Below are 25,957 nucleotides of genomic sequence, written 5' to 3' on the forward strand. Positions count from 1 at the left end.
GCCGTCCTCCCTTACTGCACGCCGGCTTGTTCATTGGCTGCGGCGACGGATTTGATTGCCTTCTTGATGCGGATATAGGCCATGCAGCGACAGAGATTGCCGTCCATCGCATTGACGATCTCTTCGTCGCTGGGCTTCGGCGTCTGTTTCAGCAAGGCCGCGGCCTGCATGATCTGGCCGGACTGGCAATAGCCGCATTGCGGCACTTGTTCCTTCACCCAGGCCACCTGCAGCGGATGCTGACCTTGCGGGTCGAGCCCTTCGATCGTGGTGATCTCGCTGTCGCCGACATCGCTCAAGGCGGTCTGGCAGGAACGGATCGCTTCCCCATTCTGATGCACCGTACAGGCGCCGCAGAGGCCGGCGCCGCAACCGAATTTCGTGCCGGTCAGTTGCAGATGCTCGCGGATGACCCAGAGCAGCGGCGTGTCGCCGGGAAGATCGACATCGAATTTTTGGCCGTTGATCTTGAGCGCTGTCATGGCAGGTCCCTTCGGTCGCGACGAAAGTGCCGTCTGTCGGGCGATGTATCAGAACGGCAAGTCACGCGAGAGCAGGCGCAAGACAATACAGCTTAAATTGAGGCGTCAGTTCACCTCGCCTCGGTCAAGCCGAATGCGCCAGCGCTGGGGGCCGGAAGAAGCCGTCTGATATCTTTCACAGGAAGGAAAAGGCTCTCACAAATCTGTGAGACTGTCTAGTGGATGAAGGCCCAATAGGGATAAAGATCGATGACAGAAGGACGAAGCGGCGATGGCACGCGGGTAGCGTCAGATTTCCGTAACGCTGGGTGTTGTGTTCGGCCCCAACCTCTCCGGCTCTTCATCCGCTCCAATCGTCTCCGGCAAACTATCCTCCTTGACCGGCAGCTTCTCGCCGATCCAAAGCGCGTGGACAATATGATCATCGCGCGGCCGGTCGGTATTGGGATGAATGATGATGCTGAGACCGCGATGGTTCAGCATCAGCCAGGGCACGAGCTGGGGGAAGACCTCGACGGCGAAGGCGATCTGGTACATCGATTTCAGATGCGGTCCCACCAACTCGTCATGCCAATTGCCGACCCGTACAACAAAGCGCTCGGCGATCTGCCGGCGCAGGATTTCCGCATCACCCTTGGTCTTGGCCACATCGTAATAGATATGCGCGTGATAGGAGGCGATCTCGGCGATGCGTTTTGGCTGTGTCATTGCTGTTGTGTCCCGTCGTTTCGCGCCGCCAAGGCCTTAGCTGGATGCGAGGACCCGATCATCGGGATCAGCTCGACGGATGTCAGCGGATCCTCCTCGATCTGGCGCAGACGATAATACAACACGGCCTGCAGCGTCGTCGTCAAATAGCTGGTGATGGCCGTCTCGATAATTGCGGCATAGTCACCGATGCGGGAGGGCAGGATTTCAGCCACCGAAGGAATGATACCGATAAGCGAAACGCAGCCGGCGATTGCCATATAACCGCCGATGGCGGCGAAGAAGATGAGAAGGAGTTTCCAGCGGCGGCCGCGCGTGAGGAAAAGAGCCTGCCGGACACTTGGCCAGAAACCACGCCGTTCAATAGCGACGACAGGCGTGAAGATGATGAAGCTGATATAGAACCCGATCAGCGAGAAGCCGGCCCAAAGGCCGATCAAGCTGTTGATGAAGCCCTTCCCGGCGACAAAACCATGGCCCACCAGGGCGATGGCGAGCGCCACAGCAAAAATCAGCAGGCCGGTAAAAAAGAGAAGCAATCCTAGAGCGACGCAAACGATCAAGACGCGGCGAACCGCCCATTGCAGGGCTGCCTTGTAATCGACCCGGAAACTATCGAGATATTGCAGGCTGGCGAAGATCACGACCAGGCTGGTGAAGACCGAAGGCAGGATGATCGCCGCCTGGATCAGATAATCAATGAAATTCGTGTTTAAACTTGGCGGCAGGCCGTATTCGGCCGGGCTGCCCGGTGTTACAAGAAAGAATCTCGGTGCGGCCCCGCAGAGCATGATGAGAAAAAGTGGCAGAAAATGCCGCCGCGAAAACGCTCCGGCATCGCGGAAAGCTTGTCGAAAAAGAAACACCGAATATCTCAATGTTTCAGGACGAGGGCCTCTCGCCGCTTCACCCACCATGTTTCCCCCAACTTATCCGCGCATTCCCTGGATGCGCGCCCCGGCACAGATTACGCCATCCGTCCGATCGAAAGCCAGCCTCTCACCAACCGATCTTGAGACGCTGCAAGTCGGCCTCGCGTTGCGGTGCGTCGGAAGCCAGGAAGAATTCGTCGAGCTGCGGTGGAGCCACATCAGTACCGGCCAGCATGGCATGGGCCTGGCCGCGATGATGGATCTGATGCACGTAGAGATGGGCGAGGATATCGCCGATAGTTTCGCGATAATCGACGCCGTCGCGCCGGTCGATGGCCACGATCCGCTCCAGATCGCTCTCGCCGAGGCTGTCGCAGAAGGCGATCAACTGCCGGTCGGTCTCGCGTTGCGCCGGCGCCAGTTCCGCCATGGTGGAATATAGAATCTCCTCGTCAAAATAGGGCCGGCCGGTGCCCCGCATATCGGCGAGATAATTGCGGTCGACGATGAGGATGTGATTGAGCGTCGCCTGCAGCGAAGGAAAAAAGCTGATCCGCCTGGCAGAAAAATCGGCATCGCTCAATTTAGCGCAGGCATCCAGGAGGCGCGCATTCGACCAGGCATTGTTGCGGGCCATGGCGCGGAAATGATTGAGGAGCGATGGCATGGCAATCTCCATATCGAGCTGTGCCGGTGCGAGCTATACCGGGGACGTAACCGCGCGCTTTACGGTTTGATCCACAGAACCGGCGTTGCCGAGAGGAGGGCGATGTTCTCCTTTTCGCCATTGCCGTCGGTCAAGGTATAGCGATCGAAATCGAAGCCGGGGGCGACATGGCCGAGGATCAGCTTCTTGTTGCCGAGACGGACGACTGAGAGGCGGCCGATGGCGCTGGGCTCCACCGTTTCGCTGGGCTTGAAATAGAGCAGGCTGCCGCGCATCAGGACCGGGCGGAAGACATCGCCGATTGCACGGATGGCGACCGCACCTTGCGGCAAACGGGACGGGGCATCAACCTGCTGTTTCGGCGCTTTGCCGTCCTGGCGGATTTCGCCGCTCCCATCGACCGTGCCGATCAAGGGGATCGGCCCCGCGAAAGATGCGGCGGTCCCGCTTTCAGAAATCCCATTGCCCGTGCCGGCTGCCTGGCTCAATTCCAGGCCCGCATTGCGTAACACGTCTTCCACGGCGAGGCCGAGGAAATGCGCGATCTGTTGCGCTTCCGTCAATTGCATGGCACGGCGCCCCTGGAACATCAGGGTAATAGCCGAAGGATCGAGTTCCATGAAGCGCGCCATTTCCCGCTGGCTCTTGCCGGCAGTCTGAAGGGCGTCACGGAAAAATTGGTCGTTGATCGGGAGTAGTTTCATAAAGCCATTGTTGTTCAAATAACAATGGAACGCAAGGGGAATGTTGGTATTGGCCCATAACGCTACTAAATATAGCGTTGTGGCGGGGTAAAATGGTATTATTGTAATTAAAACAACGATTTGACCTGCGCCGGATTATTCCGTCAAGCGAGAAGGGGGCATAAGCTGCGGTCTTCGCTGTCGAAAAGCAGCCGGGCAAGCGGCCCGTGAGGCGATTGACGGCAAGGCTGGTGGGCAGCGCTCAGCCGTCGTAGCGGCCGAAAGCGGCGAGGTAGAAGTCGCGTTCCAGCAGCTTGAAATTGCGCTGGGCTTCGATGAGGGCGGCGCCGAGATCGATTAAATTTGTCTCCATCTGATATTTCGATGGCGCCGCTGCAAAGAGCGGATCCTTGCCGGCAATGGCCAGCAGATAAAGCACGGCGTCCCGCAGCTGCGCCGGCGTCATCGCCTCCAGCGTATCGGCACCGTAACGTTCAACGACATGGCGAAAACGCGCCGCTTCGACGGAACCCGCGAGACGCCGCATTTGCCGCTCCTGCGCCATATCTTCCGGTCTCGCTTCTCCCTGACTCATGGCCGCCCCTGTCGTCATTGCGCCGCATGTTTTCGTATCTGTTTCCATGACAAGCCGTTTGCTGTGTGAGGGTGTTGATATTATCTCAAAGAAGGCGGGTAACATCAATCTTCAGGCTTCCATTCCCACGACTTTTTTTTGATTGCCGCAGGAAAGCATATCGCATCGCGTGTCATAGAGGGCGGCTGCGGGTCCCTCTCCCCGAGGCCGCGCCAGCGTGGGCTGACTTCGCGAAGAGCCGCTTGACCGCATCGCCGCGAAGAGGTCAAATGTTCACGTAATGTTCTCTCTCTATGCATAATTATCGATATTACGTAATTCTGGTCTACGGGTCAATCAGCGAATTAGGAGGAACGTCGTATGTTTGAGCGAAAAATGAAGATCAACCGGCTCGCGATAAGTGTCTTATTGGCGGGTGGCTGGATGAGCTGCACGAGCCCGGCAATGGCGGCGTCTTGCCAGCCCTGGCAGATCGATTGCAATGGCAAGGCGATGAATGGCGGAACTGTCGATGGTTACGGCAATACCTGGAACCAGAATCTCGGCGGCGGCTATAGCGATCAGAATGGCCGGAGCTGGAGCCAGAACATGAACGGCAACTGGACCCGCAGCGACGGCTATAGCGTGGAGAAAACCATGAACGGCTATCGCGACAGCCGCGGCGAAACCTTCGAACAGACACTGGGCGGCGGCTATCGCGGCAGCAATGGCACCGAATGCACGCAGCTCATTAGTGGCAATTGGAACTGCAACTGAGCTGCGCTTGGCCGTGATCGCTAAGGTTAGCGCTTTAGAGCGGTGCTGATTTGCGCGGCGATCGGCTGAACGCTGGAGCGGATGCCGTTGGCCGCGCGTTGCGGATCCTTGAAGACGGCGTCCTTGCTGCGGAATTCATAGCCGCTCGAGGGCTGGAGCAGTGTATCGCCGCCATTATGCCGACGGGCGTAGCTGTAGATGTCGCTATAGAGGACGCGCTGGGTTTTGAGGTCGGTCAATTGCGCCCGCACCATGACGGCGGGTTCATACGGATTCCAGGTCCGATAAGCATAGCCGGCAGACGGGATCGCCAGGTCGAGCACCGCATCCGCCTGGCCCTTCAGCGAACTGTAGTCCGTGGAAAGCTCGCCCGGCCGCGCGGCCGCAAGGCTGACGACCGTCACCGTGTAACCGAGCTTTTGCAGATCGGCTTGCAAAGCGCTGCTGAGATCGGCGCCCAGCGTCAGATGTTGCGCCTTCATATCGCCGTTGAATTTCACATTGAAATCTTTTCCGGCATTGGCGGCTTTGACGCCCTCGGCCGTCAGCACGCCGAGAAGACCACCGCCATTATTGGCCCAGTCGCCATTGGCGCCGAGCAGGAAAGGGGGATCCAGTGGCTTCACCACAGCGATCTTCTTGATGTTGGTGGCTTCTTTGGCCTGGAAGGACTGGCTTGCGCAGCCGGCCAGAAAAGATAAAGCCAGCAAAGCCGGCAGCAGGCGGCTCACCCGCCTTTTCAGATTTTTTGTCATCGCACTTCCCCAATGATGCGCGATAGCGCGCACCTGAAATTCAACTCTTTGTATCCATTTCGGAGGAGGACGACAAGACGCTGCGGTATTCCGGCTGGTGGTGCAGTCGGTTCCTGAGATGCAGCAGGGCGGTGTTATCGCTTGATATCGTCTGCCACGACCTTGGCCATCACCGGCAGGGCGGCGCGGACGCCGTCGACGGCGCGGGCCGGATCGTCGAGAATGGCCCTGCCGTTCTTGAAATCGTAGCCGTTGTTGCAACTGACCACCTTGTCCTTGGTCCGGATCGCCGATGCATCGGCGCAATAATAGGTCCGTTGCAGCAAGATCTGGCCGGTAGCTGTCTCGGTCAGACGCGCATCCAGGCGCATTGCCGGCCGATAGGGTTGTCGATTGGCATGGGCATAACCGGCCTGCGGCACGACGAGGTCGAGCACCGCATCACTGCCGGCAATCTCCGGTCGGTTTTTCAGGGCCGCGACATCCGGCAAGAATTGGCCGGTCTCGGGATTGGGCACGGAGATGACGGTGACCTGATAGCCGTCATCGCGCAATTCCTGCGCGATATCGGTGGCAAGCTCTGGGCCGATCGACAACTTCTGCTTCTCGACGTCATTGCGGAAGGTGACGACCGTGACATTGCCAGTCACATTCGTTTTCGGAAGTTGCTCCAGCGGCACCATGCGGTCCTGCCGCCAGTAGAGATCGTAGAGCATCGGTTCGGCCGGCGTGATCAAGGCGATCTTCTTGACCTGACCGAGGCCGGCCGGATTTGTGACATCGGGTGTTGGTGGCGTCGAACAGCCGGCAATAAGGGAAGCTGTCGCAATCGCCAGCAGAACACCCGTCGATCGTTGCATCGACTGCCCCGGCACCGTGTCACTCATAGCGTCGCTCCCTCAAGGCCATCCCGCACGAATTGATCACGAGCGCATGTGATCTGTGGTTGTAAAGCCTAGGGAAAGCTCGCCTCGCAAGCAACGGCCTTGACGATCAAGATTATGCGAGGAATTCGCCGCTTGGTCGTGAAGACCGGTTGGCGCGACCACGCCGAAAAGAGCCGGTTTAGCCGGGGTCCCCATCGCCCAGATGAGGGGCGGCCGGGCATGGCGCTCGATAGCGGCGGTGGCGCAGCCGGTCGGCGATCTCGTGGATCAGGCGCCAGACATCGCCTTCCTTCAGATGATCCGCCTGCCAAAGCACGGGCATCACCGGATCCGACATCAGATCGTCGAGCGTGGCTTCGCCGTGAAACCGGCCAAGGCGGAAGCCGGCATTGGATGTTGTTGATGCTATGGCTCGGTGGCCGTTCTGGCCGCCGATTTGCGGTGCGTTTTCGGGCATGGCCTGTATCGACATCAGGGCACCTTTGTTTGAACTTGCTGCCGTTTGATGTCCGGCAGCTTGGGGGCTGATCTTGGCGGGAATTCGCCGTTTTCCTGGCAATGATTGGGAAAGAGGAAGCTTGGAAACGGAATCGAATGGAGAGGAACGTGGCAGGAAGTCTAATCGGCAATCTTAACATTATACTGCCGGGACGCAGATTTCCTGCGCCGACCCTGCAGGCCGCGTTGTGTGCCAGGCAGTAACGCGTGGCGGCGAGGAGCGCGCTAAAGCGGCGGGGGAACGGAGGCGAGAAAGTGGCGGATAGCCGAGCCCGAAAGCATGCAAGGGAACGCCAAGGTGTCCGCCGGCGCTTGGGGGCTCGCTCGGCAGGAACAGGGAGGACTCATCTTGGCGTTCCCTTGGGCAATGAACGCATGTGCCCGGTAGGAGTTCCCAAGTTTTTTCGGCAGCATGAAAATTTTCCCGGAAGCTGTCTTCCCACACGCATTTCTGACGCCAGCCTGACGCGATCACCTCTTGGCGAAAGCCCAAATGAGTCGGCCGGCTTTCGGAAAAGCCGGCCGCTTGAGCGTAGTTGGTGGCGTGGTCGTGGTGATGGTGGCGGACGCGTAAGGGGAGGCGTAATCTGTCGTCAGGTGTGCTGTGACTGATTGTGCCGATGCCAGAGGCCATTATCATGGCGGCGCGCAGCAACATCGGCGATGGTGCGGCGCACATCGCCTTCGCTGATGCCATGGGCATGCCATAGAACGGGCATCATCGGATCGGCCAGCAATTCATCGAGGCTGAGCTCGCGGCGCGTTTCGTGGTCGCTGTCATGCCCGGCCTGCGAGCCGCATGGATAACTCTCATAGGATTGGCTTTGATCGAACATCCCGCACCTCATTCGTTTCTTCATTGCGCCGGTCGTTGTCGTTGCGTCGTCGGTTGCGACATTCGCCAGCGGCTCTTTCTATGGGACGGAAGATAGATGTCGAACGTGGCGAGACTTGGGCAGTCGGATGAAGCTTTGGTCACGATATTGTTAGCCGCCATCGTATCCCGGTGTGAGGATGCAACGCGCCCTGAGCTGTTGACTCCTGCATCAGGCAATTTGACTCAAATTCCCGACGAGGTTTCAAATGATTTCAGCCGAAGTTCCAGCGAGGCGATGGCTGAGGCAGAGGCGAACGCCCGATAGAAGGCGGCATCGATATTGGGAGTAGATGATGAGCAATTTCGGCGACTTCACGGATACGGATACCTTGCGGTTGGTGCGTGTGCTGCTGGCTAAACCGGCCCAGGTGTGGACCTATCTCACGGAACCGGAGAAGCTCTCCACTTGGCTGGCGGAAGCGGAAATCGATCTCAAGCTGGGCGGCCGCGTGCAACTGCACATGTTGGCGAAGGATGGGCCGGCGGCGCAGCGCCCGATGATCCACGGCACCGTCACGCGCTGTGATCCGGCACAGCTATTGGCCTTCACTTGGCGGGATTCGACCTGCGGCATCGATGCGCCGGAGACGGAAGTCTGTTTCGAGTTGAGCCAGCAGGGCGAGAAGACGGTGTTGACGCTGATCCATCACCGCTTGCCGGCGGAATGGCTGGCGCCGGTCGGTGGCGGCTGGCATCTGCTGCTGGAAGATCTGCAGAACCGCCTGCTCGGGCGCCGGCCCGAGCCTTTTATGCCCCGGGCGCAGGCGATCTTTCCGGAATATGAGACGCGGGCGAAATCGATCCGCGGTTGACCGCCCAGATTATGAGGTCGCGAGCGCCGGTGCCCGTGAGGTGTCGCGGATCAACAGCGCGAGGAAGGCGGCGATCACCCCGGTAGAGCCGGCGATGACGAAGGCATCTACGTAATTCCCCTGAACTGTCCGCATGTAGCCGCCGAAGAAGCTGGCGCAGGCGGCGCCGATCTGATGACCGGCGGCGATCCAGCCGAAGACGATGGGCGCATCGCGGTCGCCGAAGACTTCATTGGCCAGGCGCAAGGTCGGCGGCACGGTGGCGATCCAATCCAGGCCATAGAAGACCGCGAAGATCGTCAGGCTGTAGACAGTAAAGTCCGAATAGGGAAGGTAGACCAAGGACAGGCCGCGGATGCCGTAATAGACGAAGAGCAGTTTGCGCGGATCGTAGCGATCGGTCAGCCAACCCGACCCGGTCGTGCCGAAGAGATCGAACAACCCCATCAGCGCCAGCAGGCCGGCGGCGCGGAATTCCGGGATCCCCATATCGCCGCAAAGGGCGATCAGATGTGTGCCGACCAGGCCATTGGTGGTGAAGCCGCAGATGAAGAAGGTGGCAAAGAGCAGCCAGAAGGCGCGATGCCCCATCGCGTGCCATAAAGTGCCGAGCGTGCGGGACACAAGATCCTTGGCCTGCAGGCGCGGCGGATCCTGATAATGGCCTTCCGTGCCGTAAGGCTGCAGGCCGATGCTGCTCGGCCGTTCCGGCAGGAGAAAGAAGACCAGGGGGATCAGGACGGCGCAGGCGAGGGCGACGCACCAGACCACCGGCTGCCAGCCGCCGTTTTGCGCCAGCGCGGCCAGGAAGGGCATGAAGATCAAATTGCCGGTCGCGGTGCTTGCCGTCAGCAGGCCCATGATCAGGCCGCGATTGGTCTTGAACCAGCGATTGACGACGGTGGCACCCAGCACCACGGCGACGCAACCGGAGCCGAGGCCGGAGAGAACACCCCAGGTCAGCATCAGATGCCAGGGCTCGGTCATCAGCGTACTGGCCGCCGTTGCCGCCGACATCAAGGCAAGCGCGCCGATCAGCGTGCGCCGCAAGCCGATGCTTTCCATCAGCGCGGCGGCGAAGGGCCCCATCAGGCCATAGAGGAAAATGCCGATCGCGGCAGAGAGCGAGATGACGTCGCGGCTCCAGCCGAAGCTGCGCTCCAGCGGCGGGATCAGCACGCCCGGCGCGCCGCGTACCCCTGCGGCGATCAGCAGCGAGGCGAAGATCACGGCGACGACGATAAAAGCGTAATTGCGGCCGCGGCTAAAACCGAAGACGCTGAGCAGGCGCGGACCAAAGACGCCGCCGCCGGGGGGCAAGGCGGTTGTCGTACCGGTTCCGGTATCGGGCTGGCGGGGCGGCTGGTTCTGCATTATATTCCCTATGTGACTGACCGGTACGTTCTATCAAAAAAAATACGTACCGATCGGTAACATCGTCAAGCGGAAATTCGAAACCGCGCCATAAGCTGCAGAGGGCCCGGCCACCTTGGCGGGTGTGAAAGTGAAGAAGGATCAACCCCAGAGCGATTTACTGAGCGCGCCGGACAAAAAACCGGCGACCAAGAAAGTGCGGGCGGCCGACCGCATCCGGGAGACCGCACGGGCACTGTTCTACAGGGAAGGCATCCGCGCGGTTGGCGTCGATGAAATCGTCACCCAGGCCGGCGTCACCAAGCCCAGCCTCTATCGCAGTTTTGCCTCAAAGGATGAATTGGCCGCCGCTTACCTGCGCGACTACGACGGCGAATTCTGGCAGCGTTTCGATCGCTGCGTCGCCATGCATCCGGGCAATGCGAAAGCGCAGTTCCTGGAATATGTGCGGGGACTCGGCGTGCGGGCGAGCAAGGATGGCTATCGCGGCTGCGGCCTCACCAATGCCGCCGTCGAATATCCCGCAGCCGATCATCCGGCGCGCCACGTGGCGCTGGAAAGCAAGATCGAATTGCGCCGGCGCTTGCGCCTCATGGCCAGAGACATGGGCGCCCGCGATCCGGACACGCTCGGTGACGGCTTGCAACTGCTGCTCGAAGGCACCTATGCCTCGGGCCAGCTTTTCGGCGATGACGGCCCGGCCTCGGTGCTTGCGGAAATCGCCGAGCGGCTGATCGATGCCAGCATTGGGAAGTAGGCGGTACAAAAAACTGACGTTGGCCTGCAACGCCATCTAACGATCATCGCACAACGTTGCACCAAATTCGCTCGTCACCCCTCGGGCTTGATTCGGCGTTTGGTACGCGACGGATTCGTGCAGTTGTTGCCGTGGACCCTCGGGTCAAGCCCGAGGGTGACAACCCAGTTTGATATTGAGCGCCGTGTGAGACGCGGTCTCATCTCTTTCGTTAATGATCATGGCACATTATCCGCTATCGCCCGCTTGCCACCCTCGGACTCGATCGAGGGTCCATCGAAGAGACTGACGTAGAAGGGCCGCATGACGGCATTGCACCATCATGCGGCCCTTGGATGCGTGAAGGTTACCGACGGACCAATGACTGCAACGGTTCGGCGCTGTCGGCGTCCTTGACCAGGCGCAGGGTCGGCTTGGTGCGGCCAGCGAGTTCGTTGTAGAGGGCGACATATTCCGAGGCCATGCGCTTCGCGGTGAAGCGCGTCTCGAAATGCTGGCGGATCCTGCCGCGCGAGAGTTCGCCGAGCCGCGAGACGGCGGCGACCGCTTCATCCTCGTTCTTGACGACAAATCCCGTGAGGCCGTTATCGACAACTTCCGGCACAGATCCGCGATTGAAAGCCACGACCGGCGTGCCGCAGGCCATGGCTTCGATCATCACCAGGCCGAAGGGCTCCGGCCAGTCGATCGGCACCAGCAGGCCCATCGCGTTGCTGAGGAAGGTCGACTTCTCCCGGTCGCTGATCTCGCCGATGAATTCGACATTGTCGTGTGTGTCGATGAGCGGCTTGATTTTTTCCTGGAAGTATTTCTGATCGACCTTGTCGACTTTGGCGGCGATCTTCAGCGGCAGGCCGCAGCGAGCGGCGATGCTGATGGCGCGATCGACAGCCTTCTCCGGCGCGATGCGGCCGAGGAAAGCGAGGTAGCTCGGTTTGCCTTGCTGCGGCATCAGCAGATCTTCCGGCAGGCCATGATAGACGTTGCCGACCCATCCGGCTTGCGGCAGCGGGCGACGCTGTTCATAGGAAATCGAAATCACCGGCGCCGAGGAGAAGGTCGTGAAGACAGGCTGATGTTCCGGCAAATCCAACCGGCCGTGCAAAGTGGTGACGAAGGGCGTCTTCTGTCTCGAGAACAGGGAGAAGGGATAGTAATCGAGGTGGAAGTGCAGGATATCGAATTCGTGGACGCGCTGCCTGACGCGCTCCAGCATCACCATATGCAGGGCAATCGGATCGAGCACGGTGTCGTCGAGGCGCACCGCACGCGGCCACATCGGCTCGAGTTTTGCCGAGGTCTCGGAATCACCACTGGCGAAAAGGGTGACGTCATGGCCGAGATCAACGAGTGCTTCGGTTAGCCATGAAATCACACGTTCCGTGCCGCCATAGAGGCTCGGTGGTACCGCCTCAGTGAGCGGGGCTATTTGCGCAATACGCATCTAATGGACTCCCTATTTCGCCAATTTTGGAAAAAATGAATGCGCCCTGTTCTTTGCGATAACCCTCCACTCCGGGTGCCGTGGTGGCAAATAACATGGAAGTGAGGCCGCCGAGGCCTAGGTAAAATGGAAGTGAAGAGCAGGGGGCTTGTGTCAACGGCGCTTGCGGTGTTGCGATAACTCCGCCATATGGCGCTGAACATTTTCCAAGGGAAACGACTTCCACCGCGATTCCGAACTCGGCTCATTAAACGTTCGGACTCGTGAGAGTTCCCCCCAATATCACCTTGCAGTTTGCTGTCCCTCGCAAGTTCAAGTGCACCGGAGATGGCATGGAGTTGAACAATCGATGCAACGCCTCACACGCTACGCCCAACACCCCTTCGCGTTTTGCCTGCTTTATGTGCGGCGGCGCGCCTTCTCCCATGTTTTTATTCTTGCCGCGGTGCTAGGCGCAGTCGGCTGTTCGGTCAGTACACAATATGGCGTGAAGTTCCTGGTGGACACATTGTCGCGGGGCGCGAGCGGTGATAATCGCGTGTGGCTGGCCTTCGGCGTGCTGATTTCGTTAATAGCGGGCGACAACTTATTGTGGCGTGTGGCGGGCTGGATCGCGAATTATACGTTTGTTGCCGTAACAGGCGATATACGCAGCGACCTGTTCCGCTATCTAACAGGACATGCGCCCAGCTATTTCGCCGATCGCCTGCCCGGCATGTTGTCGAGCCGCATCACCGCGACCTCCAACGCGGTCTTCACCATGGAGAATATGCTGTCCTGGAACGTGCTGCCGCCCTGCGTGGCGACGATCGGCGCGATCATGTATCTGCTTACCGTCAGCGTGCCGGTAACGCTGGTCGCCATGGGCGCCGCGCTGGCACTTTCTTTCGTCATCTTCCGGATGGCGAAGGCCGGCAATCCCCTGCATCACCGCTTTGCCGATAAGGCGGCGGCAGTCGACGGCGAGATGGTGGATATCATTTCCAACATGTCGATCGTGCGCGCCTTCGGCGGCTTGCACCGTGAATACAACCGCTTTGACGAGACGATCGGCCGTGAAATGACGGCACGCCGGCACAGCCTGTTCTATCTGGAAAAACTGCGGCTGTTCCACGCGGTCGTCACCATCATTCTCACGCTGGGCTTGCTCGCCTGGGTCATCGCGCTCTGGGAACGCGGCCAAGCCACCACCGGCGATGTGGTTTTGGTCTGTACGCTGGGCTTCACCATCCTGCATGCCTCACGCGATCTTGCGGTTGCTTTGGTCGATGTCACCCAGCACATGGCGCGGTTTTCGGAAGCGATCGATACTTTGCTGGCGCCGCACGAGATTCACGACCATCCGGCGGCCTCGGAACTGGCGCCACGGCGCGGCCATGTCCGGTTCGAGAGTGTCGATTTCGCCTATCCGAAAGGGCGCCGGGTTTTCGGGAAATTCGATATCGATCTCGGTGCCGGCCAGCGCATCGGCCTGGTGGGTGAATCGGGCAGCGGCAAATCCACTCTGTTCGCTCTGCTGCAACGCTTCTACGACATCCAGGGCGGCCGTATCCTGATCGACGGCGCCGATATCTCCCTGATCACCCAGGAGAGCCTGCGCGAGGCAATCACCATCGTGCCGCAGGATATTTCGTTGTTCCACCGTTCGGTCATGGAGAATATCCGCTATGGCCGGCCCGATGCGACCGATGACGAAGTCTATCAAGCTGCGACAGCAGCCCAGTGCCTGGACTTCATCCTGGCTTTGCCCGAAGGTTTCGCCACGGTGGTGGGCGATCGCGGGGTAAAGCTCTCGGGTGGGCAGCGCCAGCGTATCGCCATTGCCCGGGCTTTGCTGAAGGACGCACCGATCCTGCTGCTCGACGAAGCGACGTCTTCGCTCGACAGCGAATCCGAAGAGGAAATCCGCCAGGCGCTCGACCGTCTCATGCAAGGCCGTACGGTGATCGCCATCGCACACCGTCTTTCGACGCTGCGGGGCTTTGACCGTATCGTCGTTCTGCGGACAGGGCGTGTCATCCAGGACGGCCCGCCCAGCTTGCTGATGCAGCAAAAGGGGCCTTATCGCGATTTGATCCAACGGGAACGAAGCCGCCTTCTGCAATCGGCCGAGAGCGAGCAGGAGGTTCGCGCGGCTTCGGCGGGCTAAGCTGGCCAGAGGCGCATCGCCGCGTACGCGGCTGCTACGGTCCAGGCACTGCGTTCCGCTTCACCCAACAGCAATTTGGAACCAACATGGCGATGCCGGCTTCTTAGGCTACACGCATCTAAGAGGAGGCAATCATGGCCCGAAAAATGAAAGCGCTCGACGACCTTTTTCTCGACGGCTTGAAGGACATCTACTACGCCGAGAAAAAAATATTAAAAGCCCTGCCGAAGATGGCGAAGGCCTCGACCGTGACGCAGCTTGAGGAAGCTTTTTTGACCCATCGAGACGAGACCGAAGGTCAGATCGAGCGGTTGGAACAGGTGTTCGAGATGCTTGGCAAACGGCCCCAGGGGAAAACCTGCGACGCAATCGATGGCATGATCGCCGAAGGCGAGCAGGTGATTGCGGAATATGAAGGCAGCGACGCCGTCGATGCCGGCTTATTGGCAGCCGCGCAAGCGGTCGAACATTATGAAATCTCCCGTTATGGGACATTGAAGGTGTGGGCAAAAACGCTCGGCATGAACGAGGCGGGTACGCTTTTGGATGAGACCTTGGAAGAAGAAAAGCGCACCGACAAGCTTCTCACCAAGATCGCCCAATCGGCAGCGAACAAAAAAGCCGGGGCGGGCAGAAGGGCTGCGGCTTGAACGAACCCGTCCGCATCGGGCAAGTCCTGCGACAAAGATCCGCCGGCATTGCCGTCAGGCTGCTCTCCCCTTTAGACCCAGGCGGGGCGCCGTGACGCGCACCGAGCGCGGCCAGCCAAAAGAACAGAGCCTCCGAGGCGGCTCCAGCATTCCACGGTCCGTGACGGTTTGTTCCTTTGCGGCCGTCACGAAAGGTAAATTTCCAGGGCGATGCGGCGGGCGGCGGCGGCCTTGAGGGTGAGTGGGAGTACCGGCGGATTCCTTGGTTTTGCCCAGCTCCGGGCGTTGCCGGTCGCCCTAATTGTTGTTCTGGGCCATCCTCGTCCCTTTCCATGGCCGGCGCCGCGCTGCAGACCCATCCAGATCACGAGCCGATGCGCGCGATGGAATCGCGTCGCGGTATTGGGAGCTTCGTCACTCATTCATCCTTATCGCAAGCTGGGAAAGCTTGCGGTTGCGACCGGGCAAGGCGAATGCAATGGAATGGCGTTACCAAAAAAGACGGAAACGGCTGCGCGCTGAATATGGAGGAGTTCATCGCAGCATCGCCGTTTCCGGCTGAGTCGGGGCTGGTAGGACCGTTAGGTACTACGGACAGGAGGCCAGTCCGCTGGTGCGAGGATCCAACGTAACTGAGAGCCAAGCCTCCGCTGCCAAAACCTTGCATGCGTCAAATGGTTCCGGTGGAAAATAATGGAAGGAAGCCGGGCTTGGTTGCCCCGAGGAACATTCGACTGTTCCCTGGTTGGCGCGGGGCTTGTTCGCCCCATCTACCCACGAACAGTACGAAAAGCTCAGGCGTGGCGCTCGCCGAATCAATAACGACGTCGGAGTTAGCTCCGATCCGATTTACGCCCGGTCTTCTTCCACCTACCGTTATGCCGGCCTCGTCAGATAGCCTGGGCTTTCTTCACGGCCGGACGCTCGGCCATGCGGTTGCGGTGATCGAGGACCTTGGGGAACCGGGTTACATCGACACCATCGCTTTCCAGCCAAGAGGCAATGGTGAAGAGATAGGGGTCGCAGATCGTATATTGCCCGCCCATTACCCAGCCGCCTTGAGGCAGCGCTTCTTCGATCAATTCGAAACAGGCGGCCACGGTTTCGGGGACCTTGCGCTTCATCTCCGCGATGGCGGCCGGATCGTCGGCCCAGCGCGAGCCGCGCGGACCATGGGCATGGGCGACATGCACGGTCGCGGCGAGATAGGCGTTGAAGGCCTGGACCTGACCGAAGGCGAAGGCGTCGTCGAGCGGCGCAAGCTTGGCCGCTGGGAAGCTCTGCGCGATGTAAGCAAGGATCGCCGGATTTTCAGTCAGCACGCCGCGATCGGTCGACAAAGCCGGCACGCGGCCTTTGGGGTTGATCTTGAGATAGTCGGCGCCGCGCTGCTCGCTCTTGGAAAAATCCAGCCGCACGAGTTCATAGGGAGCGTCGGCCTCTTCGAGAGCGATCCGAGAGGCGAGGGCGCAGCTACCTGGGGAATAGTACAGCTTCAGCATGATGTCTCCGCATGAGAACGAGGTGTTGGTGGTGATGGCTAAAGCACGCCGACGCGCTGTTGCACGTCGAAAGCTTGCATCGCGAAACCGGCCGGTGTCGAGGTGAAATACCATCCGCAAGAAGGTGGCGCCATCGGATCTATCCTCTGCTATCCCCGTGCCGGAGAATAGCGGGTTATTTCAGCAATCGGACATCGAATTCCTGGACTTCGACCTTCCCGGTCTTCTTGTCATAGAGGCAGAGCATGGCGCCGCGCTGGTTGTTCATGTGCTTTTGCGGCCACCTGCCGTCGATGAGGGCCACCGCCTGGTTTTCGAAATAGAGATCGCTCCAGGTCAGCTTCGCCGATTTCAGCTCTGCTTTGGCGAGGCAGGCCTTCCGCATCTTGTCGGCCAGTTGCTGCCAGGCATCGGTCGATGAGGCGTTGGCCGATATGAGGATCGCTGGCAGGGCGGTGATGACAAGCGAGAGGGCGGGAACGAGGAAGGCTTTGCTGGAACGTGGCATCTGTTGCTTTCGTGTTAGTGAAGGGGAGCAATCAGCTCGGCGCCGGCTGCCTTCACGCTGCTCACCGCCTTGCCGACCTGGTGCGCCTGCATCTGGGCCGATGGAAAGGCGCGCATCATGTCGACAGCTTTCATAAGCGATGTTGCCGGTGACAGCCAGGCCTCATATTGATCCGGCGGCAGGATGACCGGCATGCGTTCATGGATCGGTGAGATCAGGCCATTGGATTCCGTGGTGAACAAGGCGCAGCTTTCGATCTTCTCGCCATCGGGCGGAGTCCAGTCTTCCCAGATGGCGGCGAAAGCGAAGGGGCCGTTATCTTTCAGGTGGAACAGCCAGGGCCGCTTTTCCTTGCCGACCACCTGCCATTCATAGAAGCCGTCCGCTAGCATCAGGCAGCGGCGCTTGGTCATGGCCATGCGAAACATCGGCGAGGTGGCGGCATTCTCCGATCTGGCCGCGATGACCGGTGCGCCTTTCGGCATTTCCTTCAACCAGAAGGGCAGCAAGCCCCAGCGCATATAGACGAGTTCGCGTCCCTCAGTGGTTTGCCGCAGGACCGGGACCTGCTGGGTCGGGGCGATATTATAGCGTGGTTCGAGGTCGATCTCGTTGCGCGGCCGGAAGCATTCTCGCACGGCTTCGTCACTGGAGGTAAAGATGTAGCGACCGGGCATCGCAATCTCCTCAAACGCCAATTGCTGCCAGTGTGATCAGCGCAGGTTTGGTCAGGAGCACGTCTTACCAAGCGGCCAGTATCGCAGGATGGGAACGACCCTGCCAGCAGGTTTGCGTTAACGGATGCGGTTAACGCCAGCGCCGGAGATGGTCGAGCGTCGCCGCATCCAATGTCGGGGTCAGGCCGCGCAGATTGCAATGGCTGATATAAGACAGCATCTTGCGGCGCAGCGCGTGATAGCCACCCGGCTGATCGCGCCACTCCTCGAACAACTTGCGTTCGACCTGGAAACTCCCGCAGCCGGTGCAATGCTGCTCGATGCCGTTCTCGATATCTGTCGTCACCTCGGCGCCATAGCCGCAGATCAGGCAAGGGCGCTTATGCGGATCGCTCCGCAGGCGGACCATGCGCTCGACAACGCATTGCATCTTGTCGGCATCATCCGCTTCGCCGCGATTGGCCATATCCTCCGCCTTGGTCAGCAGGTCCTGCTCGGCGCAGCCTTTCTTGATCATATCCCAGGCGGCATGTGCTAACTCATTGTCGTTATGGAAGATCATGACAGCCCTCCCTCGGTCGGCATCGTTTAACCCGCTACTTGGCATTTGGTTGCTGCAACCGGCCGATGGCGGTGGCAACGCGCTGCCACAACTCGCTGCCCGCTTCGTCACCTTTCTCGGCCAGCGATCTGGCATAATCCGTTGCCTCCTGTTGGGCATCGGTCCCGCTGGCGCGCAGCATCTGCCAGGCATGACGCAGAACGGCATCCTCGCTGATCATTGGCCTTATCCTTTCACTTGCATGACGGTGATGGAAGCCCGGCCGCGCTGACCACAGCGGCGGCAGCGCAATTGTTTCTCGAAAGCGGCTAGCTGGATCTCGCGGCTGATCTTCGCCGGCACATCGGCCGGATAGATATTGTTGCGATGGCCGCAGGCATGGCAGCTCGCGACCAGCATTTCGCGGCGGCTGATCTCACGCAGCCGGACATGTTGAAAAGCGCCCTGCATCACATCCTCTAATCATTTCGGCCGTTGATCCTCAGCGGTTGATCCTCAGCGGTTGATCACGGTGACGATCACATCGCCTCTGCGCCGGCATCGCTTGCACCGGAAACGCGGCTCAATAGAGCGGATCAGGGTCATGTAGTGGAACTGCGCGAGATCGGGCTGATGCAGGCGCCCGACATGCCCGCAGGCGCAACGCACTTCCAGCCAGTCGCCTTCTTCCAGGTCGCGAAACCGGGCAATCAGGTAAGTCGAACGCATGGTCTATTGTTCTCTTTTTGTTCTCACAAAGAATGCGCCGGGGGGCCCGGGCGAGTCAATCGACCGGCAGTTGCAGGAACCGTAAGAAGATTCGAAGAATTGGACGATAAACGGCACCCAGCGCGGCCGGCTCCTATCGCTGAAATATTGCCCGGCCGGCAGATTTTACCGGGTAAATTGTGCCGGGCAGCGGCGCCTCATCAGGCTTGCCGCCTGATTTTCCGGGATATTTACTGGCACGAAACCTGCTCCTGAAGGGCAAAGAGCCTGTCCGTCTATGGGACCACCAGCGGCGGCAGAGAACAGGAGGATCCGGTGCAGGTCGCGAATTCTTTTTCGGCTTCGATGGCAAGCAAGCTCCTCATCCAAAAGGTCAGCGATACCACGACCCCAAAGGATGACGACAAGAAGACGACCGGGCTGGGCGATCAAAGCGGGCTGAGCCAGCCCGCCCAGGACTTCCTCGATTACATGAAAAAGACCCCGGCCCAGCGCATGGTCGATGCCTGGCTGAAGCAGCATAACCTGACGCAGGAAGAACTGAACGCCATGCCGGCGGATCAGCGCGAGGCGATCACCAAGCAGATGGCTGCCGATCTCAAGGCGCAGATGCAGAAGGACCAGATGCAGAAGCAGGAGCAGGCGAAAGTCGGCAAGCCCTCGGCCGCCGGCGGCATCGCCACGCTCATTGCCAATGCGATGTGATCGCCCGTCCTATGTTTGAGCCGGCCTGCTGATCAAGACTTCCAATCTCCGTCGCACGCAGCTTCACGCTTCGGCCCTGTTCGGAGGTCTCCCAAGGATGGAGCTCCTACTTCGACCGGCGGATCTCGCGGATCGCGTTCCAGTTACCGACCGCTGCGGGCAAAGAGATGAGGGGCAAACGGAAAAGGTGATGTGGCACTTCTGCGACCAGATTGATGTATCTGCGTGACAGCGAGCCAGGATGCCTTGGCGACACGCCATGAACCGAAGATGGCGAATTCACAAAACAGACAAACTGGTTGGCTGAATAATGGCTCGTCGCGCAGTGGGTGACATCCTTCGCTAATATCATTCGATATGGCAGGAAACGTGGCGATCTGTTCCACCGGTAAAGCTCCAGGTGACCCCCCTCCGTATCGTCTTCATGATCCCTTAGATAAAAGAGACCGGCAATCAGGGTCTGCCGCTTATCGACGTGGGGCGTCTTGATCGCTTCCATCATCATTCCGGGCGGATTGACCACGAACTGGCATTCCAGTTTCACGTCTGCCGGGCCGGAATTGCCACGTACGCCGACACGGAAGTCTTCGAGCGGCCGTCCCAGGCGTTCCTCCAATCTCGGATAGATGCTTCGGATGGCTTGGCCAAAAACCCGCACCAGGTCGCGCCAGTAATCCTCTGAAATGTGGTACTGAAAAAAATCCTTCCATTCGCGAGAAATTTGCCGCGAGGCAAAGACAGCGGCGCTCGACATTCGAACAGCGACATTGCCGTGAGAAGGAACCCGATCACCGCAAACAACGGTGTTGGAAGGAAATGACCTTTCGAGCTGGGCGTAATATTCAGGGGAAATAGCGCCGCAGCGCGTTAAGTGTGGGAATGGTTCTTTAGCGACCTCTTCGTTCGTTATGTTCCCGAGAAGACTTTCGACAGTACCCACTAGGATTCCCCTCCGATACCTCTGACTGCCCCGCTAATAATCATGCGCGATAACACCGAATTCTATCATCTCCGAAAGTATCCGATAAGCCGGTTGCCTTTCTTGCCCGCGGATTGCGTCAGCCCGCATTGACACCGGGAGCATGGACATCGAGTGGCCGGAAGGTCCGCTCTGTTACGCTGATATTGCACTGCGACTGGCCGATGCCGGGTCGGCCCCTTTCACCGCTTCGCTTTCATTCTCCATCCCCAGCAACTTTACCGGCAGCCTCGTCGCGCGGCTGCGCAGACCTGGGCTGAAATAGGTATTGGGGGCGGCTTCGGCGCCGGGGAGCATGCGCAGGGGACGAAGCCAGTCGGCGGCCCAGGGCGTGCCCTCCAGCAATTTCTTCAGCGGGCTGGCATTATTGGCGATCAGCACATGATCGCCATCGAGACGGAAGCCGTTGGCGCCCAGTTCGGCGGCCCAGTCGCCATATGAGTCCGGATTGCCATGCACCGCCATGATCGCCTGGCCCACCGTCACCTCGCGAATGCCGGCGGCGGTCGGCACGCGCAGGCGGCGGGTGGCGAGGCGTTCCAGCAAGCGGGTCTCATCGCCGACGGCACCCAGTGCCGTATGGTCGTGCCAGTCGCGCTCCTTGATCCAGGCCTCGGCATCCTCGACGCTGATTGCCTTGGTGCTGTAGCAGAGATAAAGCCCCGCCAGCATGGTGCCGATCTGATCGGCGGCGCGGCGTGAATGCAGGATGCGCGCGGCGGCGGTCTTGAAGGTCTCGGCATTCTTCAGCAGCACCTCGATATGGGCGATGGAGCGGGCGAGCATGGGCGCGGCGTAATCCGGGGTGAACCAGCTGTCGATATCGTCGGTCAATTGCCGGTAATGCTTGTCGGCTTCCGGTGCGTCGTTCTTGCGCAGGACCAGCTTGCTGATGCGCGTTTCATCGGCGTAATGCGAGACCGCCGTGTTGATCGAGGAAAAGCAGAAACAGGCGCGCAGGGTATAGGTGATGGGCTTGCCGGCGGTCGAACCTTTCACAACGGTGCCGCCGCTGGAACTGACCCGTGCCAGGTCGAGGATCTGCTGCATGCGCTGGGCGGCCGCTTGATCCTCGCTTTCCGCTTCGTCGAGGATGACCGGCCGCGCATCCGAGCCGAGCAATTGGCGGATGCCGGCTTCGGTGGTCTTGCCATCCATGTATAAGGCGAAGAAGCCGACGACACGGCCGATGATGTCTTTCAGCACGGTCGATTTGCCGGCCTGGGCCGGGCCGGTGATCCAGATATGCGGCCGCCAGGCGAGTACGCCACAGATGAGGGCGATGACGCACCAGCCGGCGAGAAGATCGCCGCTCAAGCTGTTCTCCCAGCAGAGCCGCTTGCAGATCTGCACCAGCCGGTTGGCCTCCGCCGTGCCGGCCGGTTCCGATGGCTTCAGCGTGAGGGCAGGCGAGGCTTCATAGACATATTCGCCGGTGACGACGGCAGGGTCGTAAGCCCTGCCGTCGATATAGGCGACCGGGCCGGTATGCACGACGATGCGTGCGCGTCCGTCTTCATAATTGTCGCGCCAGGCGCCGCGACCGCGCAGCCGGTCCGCGGTGAAGAGCCCGACGCGGTGCGCCGCATTGATGAGCGCATCCGCTGCCGCATCGAGATCGAAGCCGTTGCGGCCGGGATGATGCTGTGCCCAGTAAGCGAGCGGGGCGAGGGTCAGGAGATGCGCCTTGCTATGGGCGGCAGCGCTCAGCGCCACGACTTGCTGCGAGGCGCGGGGATAATAGTAATAGAGGCCCTTGTTGAAGCCGAGGATGCGGAAAGGCGGTGCATCTGCGCTGCGGTCCGATGCGTGTTCGTGCAGCGGGATCTCCGGCCCGTCATAAGGTGGCAGGGGAATCTCCGCATCGGCCGCATAGGGTGCTGCCTCCTCCTGCGGCATCGTCGTCGCCGGTGCTGGCATCGGTGCCTGCCAGTTCCGCACCCGCGCTGACAGCCAGGCGAGCAGCTCATCCGCCATCATGCCGCCGCATTCGGCATCGGCGGCATCCCAGCCGGCCGGCTTGTCGTGATCCCAGGGAATGAAGCGTATGGTCTTCGCCCCGGCCATATGGCAAAGCTGCGCGACACCGTCATGCCAAAGCTCTTGCCGGTCGTGCCAGCCGAGCATCGCCTCTTCGCCCGGCTGGTCGGCATCGCCCCACAAGACAACGCTTCGGCCCTGCAGTACCGACCAATCGGCATGGCGCGCGGCCTTGCCGCCGCCGGGCCAGCAGGTCACCGCCAGCGGCAAGCCGGCAAAGAGCCGCCGTGCCGCTTCAGCGGCTTTCTCGCCTTCCACCACCAGCACCTGGTGCCCAGGATGCGCCGCCAGTTCCGGCAAATTGTAGAGCGCACGGGGTCTGTCGAAGGCCCAATGGGTCCAGGCGTGGGTGCCGTCGGGCAGGCGGGCATGGCGGATCTGCGGCGTGATCTTGCGGCCATCGGCAAGATCGATGCGCAATACATAGCCGATCAGACCGCCGTCTTTATCGCGATAGGGAAAGACTAAACTTGGCCGATAAGTGACCCAAGGCCGGTCGGGCCGTTTCGGATTCCAGCAGCGCACCGCCTGTCCGGCGGCGATCTCTCGCGTGCCGGAATCGGCGGCGGTGAGATCGGCATAGGGATCGGGCGTCGTCGCGACCGGTTCGCGCCCCTGTGACTGATGCGGTGTTGCGGCGCTGTCCTCACTCTCGCCGCCGAGCAGGCGACAGGCCGCGCGGAAATCGAGGCTGTGATAATCGGCAATGAAGCTGATCACATCGCCATGGGCGCCGCAGCCGAAGCAGTGATAGAAGCCCTTGGCCTCATTCACCGTGAAGGAGGGCGTCTTTTCCTGATGGAACGGGCACAGGCCGAGCCATTCGCCGCCATTGCGCGTCAAGGCGATGCGCCCGCCAATGGTAGCCGACAGCGGATTGGTGCGGCGGATTGTGTCGAGATCGAAGGTCATACCCGATTGCGATCCACGGTTGAGTAACTTGCTGGAAGTTGAGACAGCGATCGCGTCGACCGCGAGCCCTCACCCCGGCCTCCCCCCGCCCGGAGGCGGAAGCCGAGATGCGTCGGCACGCCGAGGCGAGGGAGAACAAGGCCGAACCTGCTGTCCCACAAAAATGCGACCTCCGTTATCGGCAACAGCGCTCCCTCGCCCCTCAGGGGAGAGGGTCGGGTGAGGGCGTCAGGCTTCCTCGAAATCCAGTTCTTCCGGCTCGCTGTTGTCGCGCAGCAGATCCTGGATCGCTGCGACCAGCCGGGCGGAGCCGGGATCGCGGCCCTTTTCCAGATCGGTGATGCGCTGGGTCTGGGTATCCAGCAGGGTCGCAAGCTGCGCCCGGCTGAGGCCGTGCCGGCGGCGATATTCCCGGCTGGAGGCGCCGGCTTTTTCCAGGTCTTCGTTGCTAAATTTACAATAGTCCAGGCGTGACATATCCTTAACCTCCGTTAGCGGCGGTTTTTCAGGGGAAGATGGCCTCAGGGAAAGCGGCCATTATTGTTTAAATAACAACATACACTTTCCGATGATATAAAATCAACATCAAAGCGATCTGGAACCAGGCTCCCTGGTTTCTGACAACAAGGATACTTGCCGGTAGCCCGTCGAGGATCGGCTGCACCGCGTGATAGGATTACCGTCTCCGAGCCCTGCGCGGTCTTGGTGCCGAAGGCGGAGACGGGGAGCTGGGCGAGGCGAATGGCGTCTTTTACCCGATCGCACGGCTTCGCGGCGCTGGCGCCTATGCCGCCTTGTTGGCCATCCGCTGCATCGGATTCTGTGTTACAATTTATCGTACTTGGTTGCCGGCCATCCGAAAAATCTCGGCCAGATCCTTCTGAGCCGGAGAGTGACGGGAGGATGTCATCATGGCGCAGGCGGTTCCTGAGAAAGTCGAGTTGTTCAAAGGGATCCGGTGGTATGACGGTTTCGTCGTGGCGCTGGCCAATCCCGGTTTCCTGATCGGGTCGTTGGGCTATTCCATCGGTGCGCTGGGCGGATGGGGTGCTGCCCTGTTGTGGTCAATTTCGATGTTGATCGGTGTGGGGTCCAACTGGATCTATGCCGAGATGGCGTCGATGTTTCCCGACAAGCCCGGTGGCATTGCGCTCTATGCCCACGAAGGCTGGCGCCGGTATTTTTCCTTGATTGGCGTGGTCGCCACCTTTGGCTACTGGTTCGCGTGGTCTACCGTGCTGTCGATCTTCGGGATCGTCGTCGGGACCCTTGTTCAGTCCCAGTGGTTTCCTGGCCAGACATGGACATTCTTTGACGGTGCGATTGATGTCGGGCTGCCGCATTTCATCGCAGCCGGTCTGATCCTGTTGGTTTGGGCGTTCAACATCTTCGGCATCCGGCCTGCCGTCTGGTTCGGATATGTCACGGGTGTGCTGCTGTTGATTCCGCTGGCCGTCTTCATCATTGGGCCGTTCGTAACGGGGCAGTGGCAAGCGGCCAACTTACATTTTGGCATGGGCGACAACCATATCACCCTGAAGCTGGCGCTTGTCTGGCTGTATGTCATGGGCTGGTCATCATATGGCGTTGAAGCCTGTGCGGCCTTCGCGCCGGAATATAAGGACACAGTGAATGATACGAATCGCGCCCTCAAAAGCGCGGCGCTGTTTTCGCTTGTCGTTTATGCCTTATTGCCGCTGGGCATCACTGGGACCATCGGCGAACAGGCAGCGGTGAAGGACCCGGTTGCTTTCTACGTCCCGGCTTTCACGCAGATCGTGGGCGGCGCCTCGGGATTGATGGTTTTCCTTCTCGCGGCAAGCTTGGTCCTGTCGATGAATACCGCGACGGCCGATGGCTCGCGCGCTTTATACGGTATCGCGCGCGATGACATGACGATCAAAGAGCTCTACCAATTGAACAAGTACCGCGTGCCGAGCCGGGCGATGACGGTTGATATGATCGTCAACCTGCTGCTGGTGTTTTTTGTCGGCAATACGCTGGGAATCCTGGTGGCAGGGAATCTCGGCTATATCCTGGCTCACTTCTTTGCGCTGACAGGGTTCTTGCTTCTGCGCAAGGATCGTCCGGATTGGCCGCGCCCAATCCGCGCCAATAATATCTGGATTCCGATCGCGGCCCTGCTGGCTGTGGCGAACCTGGTTTTCATCATCTTTGGTGTGACTAACCCGGATATTACCGGTTACGGCACTTTTCGCGATTTGCTGATCGGCGTCGGTGTGTTGTTGATTTCAGTGCTGCTCTATATCTATCGCCGGGTCGCCCAGGACCACCAGTCCGTCAGGCTGCGCGAAATGCCGCCGCCGCTTCCGCCTGCAGGGGCACACGGCTAGACGGCGTGCCGCTTGATCCTGGTCCGCGTTCAGGCGCGATGCAG

Annotated in this window: 29 protein-coding genes; 7 read left to right on the forward strand and 22 right to left on the reverse strand. The window is 60.1% G+C overall.

Going from position 1 to position 25,957, the window contains the following annotated elements; all coding sequences use genetic code 11:
• Window positions 1-11: 11 nt before the first annotated feature.
• From SMD27_RS16800 to SMD27_RS16825, 6 genes are all read right to left on the reverse strand, one after another.
• Window positions 12-482 (reverse strand): (2Fe-2S)-binding protein, encoded by a 471-nt coding sequence (locus SMD27_RS16800; protein WP_320509579.1) that lies wholly within the window; start codon window positions 480-482, stop codon window positions 12-14.
• A 288-nt stretch (window positions 483-770) separates the two neighbouring features.
• Complete coding sequence (locus SMD27_RS16805) at window positions 771-1,190, reverse strand: DOPA 4,5-dioxygenase family protein (protein ID WP_320509580.1); 420 nt, start codon at window positions 1,188-1,190, stop codon at window positions 771-773.
• Entirely contained in the window at window positions 1,187-2,056 is an 870-nt protein-coding gene (locus SMD27_RS16810; RefSeq protein WP_320509581.1) for a hypothetical protein, read from the reverse strand. Before SMD27_RS16810 ends, SMD27_RS16805 begins: the two co-directional genes overlap by 4 nt.
• A gap of 133 nt (window positions 2,057-2,189) precedes the next feature.
• Complete coding sequence (locus SMD27_RS16815; protein ID WP_320509582.1) at window positions 2,190-2,729, reverse strand: DinB family protein; 540 nt, start codon at window positions 2,727-2,729, stop codon at window positions 2,190-2,192.
• Window positions 2,730-2,788: 59 nt separating this feature from the next.
• Window positions 2,789-3,433: a helix-turn-helix domain-containing protein gene (locus SMD27_RS16820; protein ID WP_320509583.1), complete on the reverse strand. Its 645-nt coding sequence runs from the start codon at window positions 3,431-3,433 to the stop codon at window positions 2,789-2,791.
• 241 nt (window positions 3,434-3,674) lie between these two features.
• Entirely contained in the window at window positions 3,675-3,959 is a 285-nt protein-coding gene (locus tag SMD27_RS16825) for a hypothetical protein (RefSeq protein WP_320509584.1), read from the reverse strand.
• Window positions 3,960-4,367: 408 nt separating this feature from the next.
• Between SMD27_RS16825 and SMD27_RS16830 the strand changes: the two genes are divergently transcribed.
• Window positions 4,368-4,763 carry a hypothetical protein gene (locus tag SMD27_RS16830; protein WP_320509585.1) on the forward strand — a complete coding sequence of 132 codons (396 nt, stop codon included), beginning with the start codon at window positions 4,368-4,370 and terminating at the stop codon, window positions 4,761-4,763.
• 26 nt (window positions 4,764-4,789) lie between these two features.
• Here SMD27_RS16830 and SMD27_RS16835 read toward each other — a convergent pair whose 3' ends face one another.
• From SMD27_RS16835 to SMD27_RS16850, 4 genes are all read right to left on the reverse strand, one after another.
• Entirely contained in the window at window positions 4,790-5,518 is a 729-nt protein-coding gene (locus tag SMD27_RS16835) for a hypothetical protein (RefSeq protein WP_320509586.1), read from the reverse strand.
• A gap of 134 nt (window positions 5,519-5,652) precedes the next feature.
• A complete protein-coding gene (locus SMD27_RS16840) occupies window positions 5,653-6,405 on the reverse strand; it encodes a hypothetical protein (RefSeq protein ID WP_320509587.1) in 753 nt (250 codons plus the stop codon).
• A gap of 178 nt (window positions 6,406-6,583) precedes the next feature.
• Window positions 6,584-6,877, reverse strand: a complete 294-nt coding sequence (locus SMD27_RS16845) for a hypothetical protein (protein WP_320509588.1) — start codon at window positions 6,875-6,877, stop codon at window positions 6,584-6,586.
• Between the two features lie 619 nt (window positions 6,878-7,496).
• The gene (locus SMD27_RS16850) at window positions 7,497-7,739 is read right to left on the reverse strand and encodes a hypothetical protein (RefSeq protein WP_320509589.1); all 243 of its coding nucleotides are present in this window, start codon (window positions 7,737-7,739) and stop codon (window positions 7,497-7,499) included.
• A gap of 331 nt (window positions 7,740-8,070) precedes the next feature.
• Between SMD27_RS16850 and SMD27_RS16855 the strand changes: the two genes are divergently transcribed.
• Window positions 8,071-8,592: an SRPBCC family protein gene (locus SMD27_RS16855; protein ID WP_320509590.1), complete on the forward strand. Its 522-nt coding sequence runs from the start codon at window positions 8,071-8,073 to the stop codon at window positions 8,590-8,592.
• A gap of 9 nt (window positions 8,593-8,601) precedes the next feature.
• Here the strand turns inward: SMD27_RS16855 and SMD27_RS16860 are convergent, their stop codons facing one another.
• On the reverse strand, window positions 8,602-9,966 hold the full coding sequence (locus tag SMD27_RS16860; RefSeq protein ID WP_320509591.1) for an MFS transporter: 1,365 nt from the start codon (window positions 9,964-9,966) through the stop codon (window positions 8,602-8,604).
• 130 nt (window positions 9,967-10,096) lie between these two features.
• Here SMD27_RS16860 and SMD27_RS16865 point away from each other — a divergent pair, with 130 nt between their 5' ends.
• The gene (locus SMD27_RS16865; RefSeq protein ID WP_320509592.1) at window positions 10,097-10,723 is read left to right on the forward strand and encodes a TetR/AcrR family transcriptional regulator; all 627 of its coding nucleotides are present in this window, start codon (window positions 10,097-10,099) and stop codon (window positions 10,721-10,723) included.
• 346 nt (window positions 10,724-11,069) lie between these two features.
• Here SMD27_RS16865 and SMD27_RS16870 read toward each other — a convergent pair whose 3' ends face one another.
• A complete protein-coding gene (locus tag SMD27_RS16870; RefSeq protein ID WP_320509593.1) occupies window positions 11,070-12,167 on the reverse strand; it encodes a glycosyltransferase family 4 protein in 1,098 nt (365 codons plus the stop codon).
• Window positions 12,168-12,516: 349 nt separating this feature from the next.
• Between SMD27_RS16870 and SMD27_RS16875 the strand changes: the two genes are divergently transcribed.
• Both SMD27_RS16875 and SMD27_RS16880 read left to right on the forward strand, forming a co-directional pair.
• Window positions 12,517-14,316, forward strand: coding sequence for an ABC transporter ATP-binding protein (locus tag SMD27_RS16875; protein ID WP_320509594.1), 1,800 nt, complete (start codon window positions 12,517-12,519; stop codon window positions 14,314-14,316).
• A 134-nt stretch (window positions 14,317-14,450) separates the two neighbouring features.
• Window positions 14,451-14,966: a YciE/YciF ferroxidase family protein gene (locus SMD27_RS16880; RefSeq protein ID WP_320509595.1), complete on the forward strand. Its 516-nt coding sequence runs from the start codon at window positions 14,451-14,453 to the stop codon at window positions 14,964-14,966.
• Between the two features lie 890 nt (window positions 14,967-15,856).
• Here SMD27_RS16880 and SMD27_RS16885 read toward each other — a convergent pair.
• From SMD27_RS16885 to SMD27_RS16915, 7 genes are all read right to left on the reverse strand, one after another.
• A complete protein-coding gene (locus SMD27_RS16885; RefSeq protein ID WP_320509596.1) occupies window positions 15,857-16,468 on the reverse strand; it encodes a glutathione S-transferase family protein in 612 nt (203 codons plus the stop codon).
• 175 nt (window positions 16,469-16,643) lie between these two features.
• A complete protein-coding gene (locus tag SMD27_RS16890; protein ID WP_320509597.1) occupies window positions 16,644-16,976 on the reverse strand; it encodes a hypothetical protein in 333 nt (110 codons plus the stop codon).
• 14 nt (window positions 16,977-16,990) lie between these two features.
• Entirely contained in the window at window positions 16,991-17,653 is a 663-nt protein-coding gene (locus SMD27_RS16895; protein WP_320509598.1) for an SOS response-associated peptidase, read from the reverse strand.
• Between the two features lie 130 nt (window positions 17,654-17,783).
• Window positions 17,784-18,215, reverse strand: coding sequence for a hypothetical protein (locus SMD27_RS16900; protein ID WP_320509599.1), 432 nt, complete (start codon window positions 18,213-18,215; stop codon window positions 17,784-17,786).
• A 34-nt stretch (window positions 18,216-18,249) separates the two neighbouring features.
• A complete protein-coding gene (locus tag SMD27_RS16905; RefSeq protein WP_320509600.1) occupies window positions 18,250-18,435 on the reverse strand; it encodes a hypothetical protein in 186 nt (61 codons plus the stop codon).
• Window positions 18,436-18,440: 5 nt separating this feature from the next.
• Complete coding sequence (locus SMD27_RS16910) at window positions 18,441-18,665, reverse strand: hypothetical protein (RefSeq protein ID WP_320509601.1); 225 nt, start codon at window positions 18,663-18,665, stop codon at window positions 18,441-18,443.
• 45 nt (window positions 18,666-18,710) lie between these two features.
• The gene (locus SMD27_RS16915; RefSeq protein ID WP_320509602.1) at window positions 18,711-18,923 is read right to left on the reverse strand and encodes a hypothetical protein; all 213 of its coding nucleotides are present in this window, start codon (window positions 18,921-18,923) and stop codon (window positions 18,711-18,713) included.
• Window positions 18,924-19,238: 315 nt separating this feature from the next.
• Here SMD27_RS16915 and SMD27_RS16920 point away from each other — a divergent pair, with 315 nt between their 5' ends.
• On the forward strand, window positions 19,239-19,628 hold the full coding sequence (locus SMD27_RS16920) for a hypothetical protein (RefSeq protein ID WP_320509603.1): 390 nt from the start codon (window positions 19,239-19,241) through the stop codon (window positions 19,626-19,628).
• A 106-nt stretch (window positions 19,629-19,734) separates the two neighbouring features.
• On the opposite strand, the gene SMD27_RS16925 is transcribed toward SMD27_RS16920, so the two are convergent.
• The 3 genes from SMD27_RS16925 to SMD27_RS16935 form a co-directional block, all read right to left on the reverse strand.
• Window positions 19,735-20,568, reverse strand: coding sequence for a 2OG-Fe(II) oxygenase (locus tag SMD27_RS16925; RefSeq protein ID WP_320509604.1), 834 nt, complete (start codon window positions 20,566-20,568; stop codon window positions 19,735-19,737).
• 174 nt (window positions 20,569-20,742) lie between these two features.
• Entirely contained in the window at window positions 20,743-23,559 is a 2,817-nt protein-coding gene (locus SMD27_RS16930) for a CHC2 zinc finger domain-containing protein (RefSeq protein ID WP_320509605.1), read from the reverse strand.
• A 228-nt stretch (window positions 23,560-23,787) separates the two neighbouring features.
• Entirely contained in the window at window positions 23,788-24,036 is a 249-nt protein-coding gene (locus tag SMD27_RS16935; protein WP_320509606.1) for a helix-turn-helix transcriptional regulator, read from the reverse strand.
• Window positions 24,037-24,470: 434 nt separating this feature from the next.
• Between SMD27_RS16935 and SMD27_RS16940 the strand changes: the two genes are divergently transcribed.
• On the forward strand, window positions 24,471-25,913 hold the full coding sequence (locus SMD27_RS16940; protein ID WP_320509607.1) for an APC family permease: 1,443 nt from the start codon (window positions 24,471-24,473) through the stop codon (window positions 25,911-25,913).
• Window positions 25,914-25,957: the final 44 nt, after the last annotated feature.

The sequence above is a fragment of the Dongia soli genome (genome assembly GCF_034044715.1).
In the GTDB taxonomy this organism is placed as follows: domain Bacteria; phylum Pseudomonadota; class Alphaproteobacteria; order Dongiales; family Dongiaceae; genus Dongia_B; species Dongia_B soli.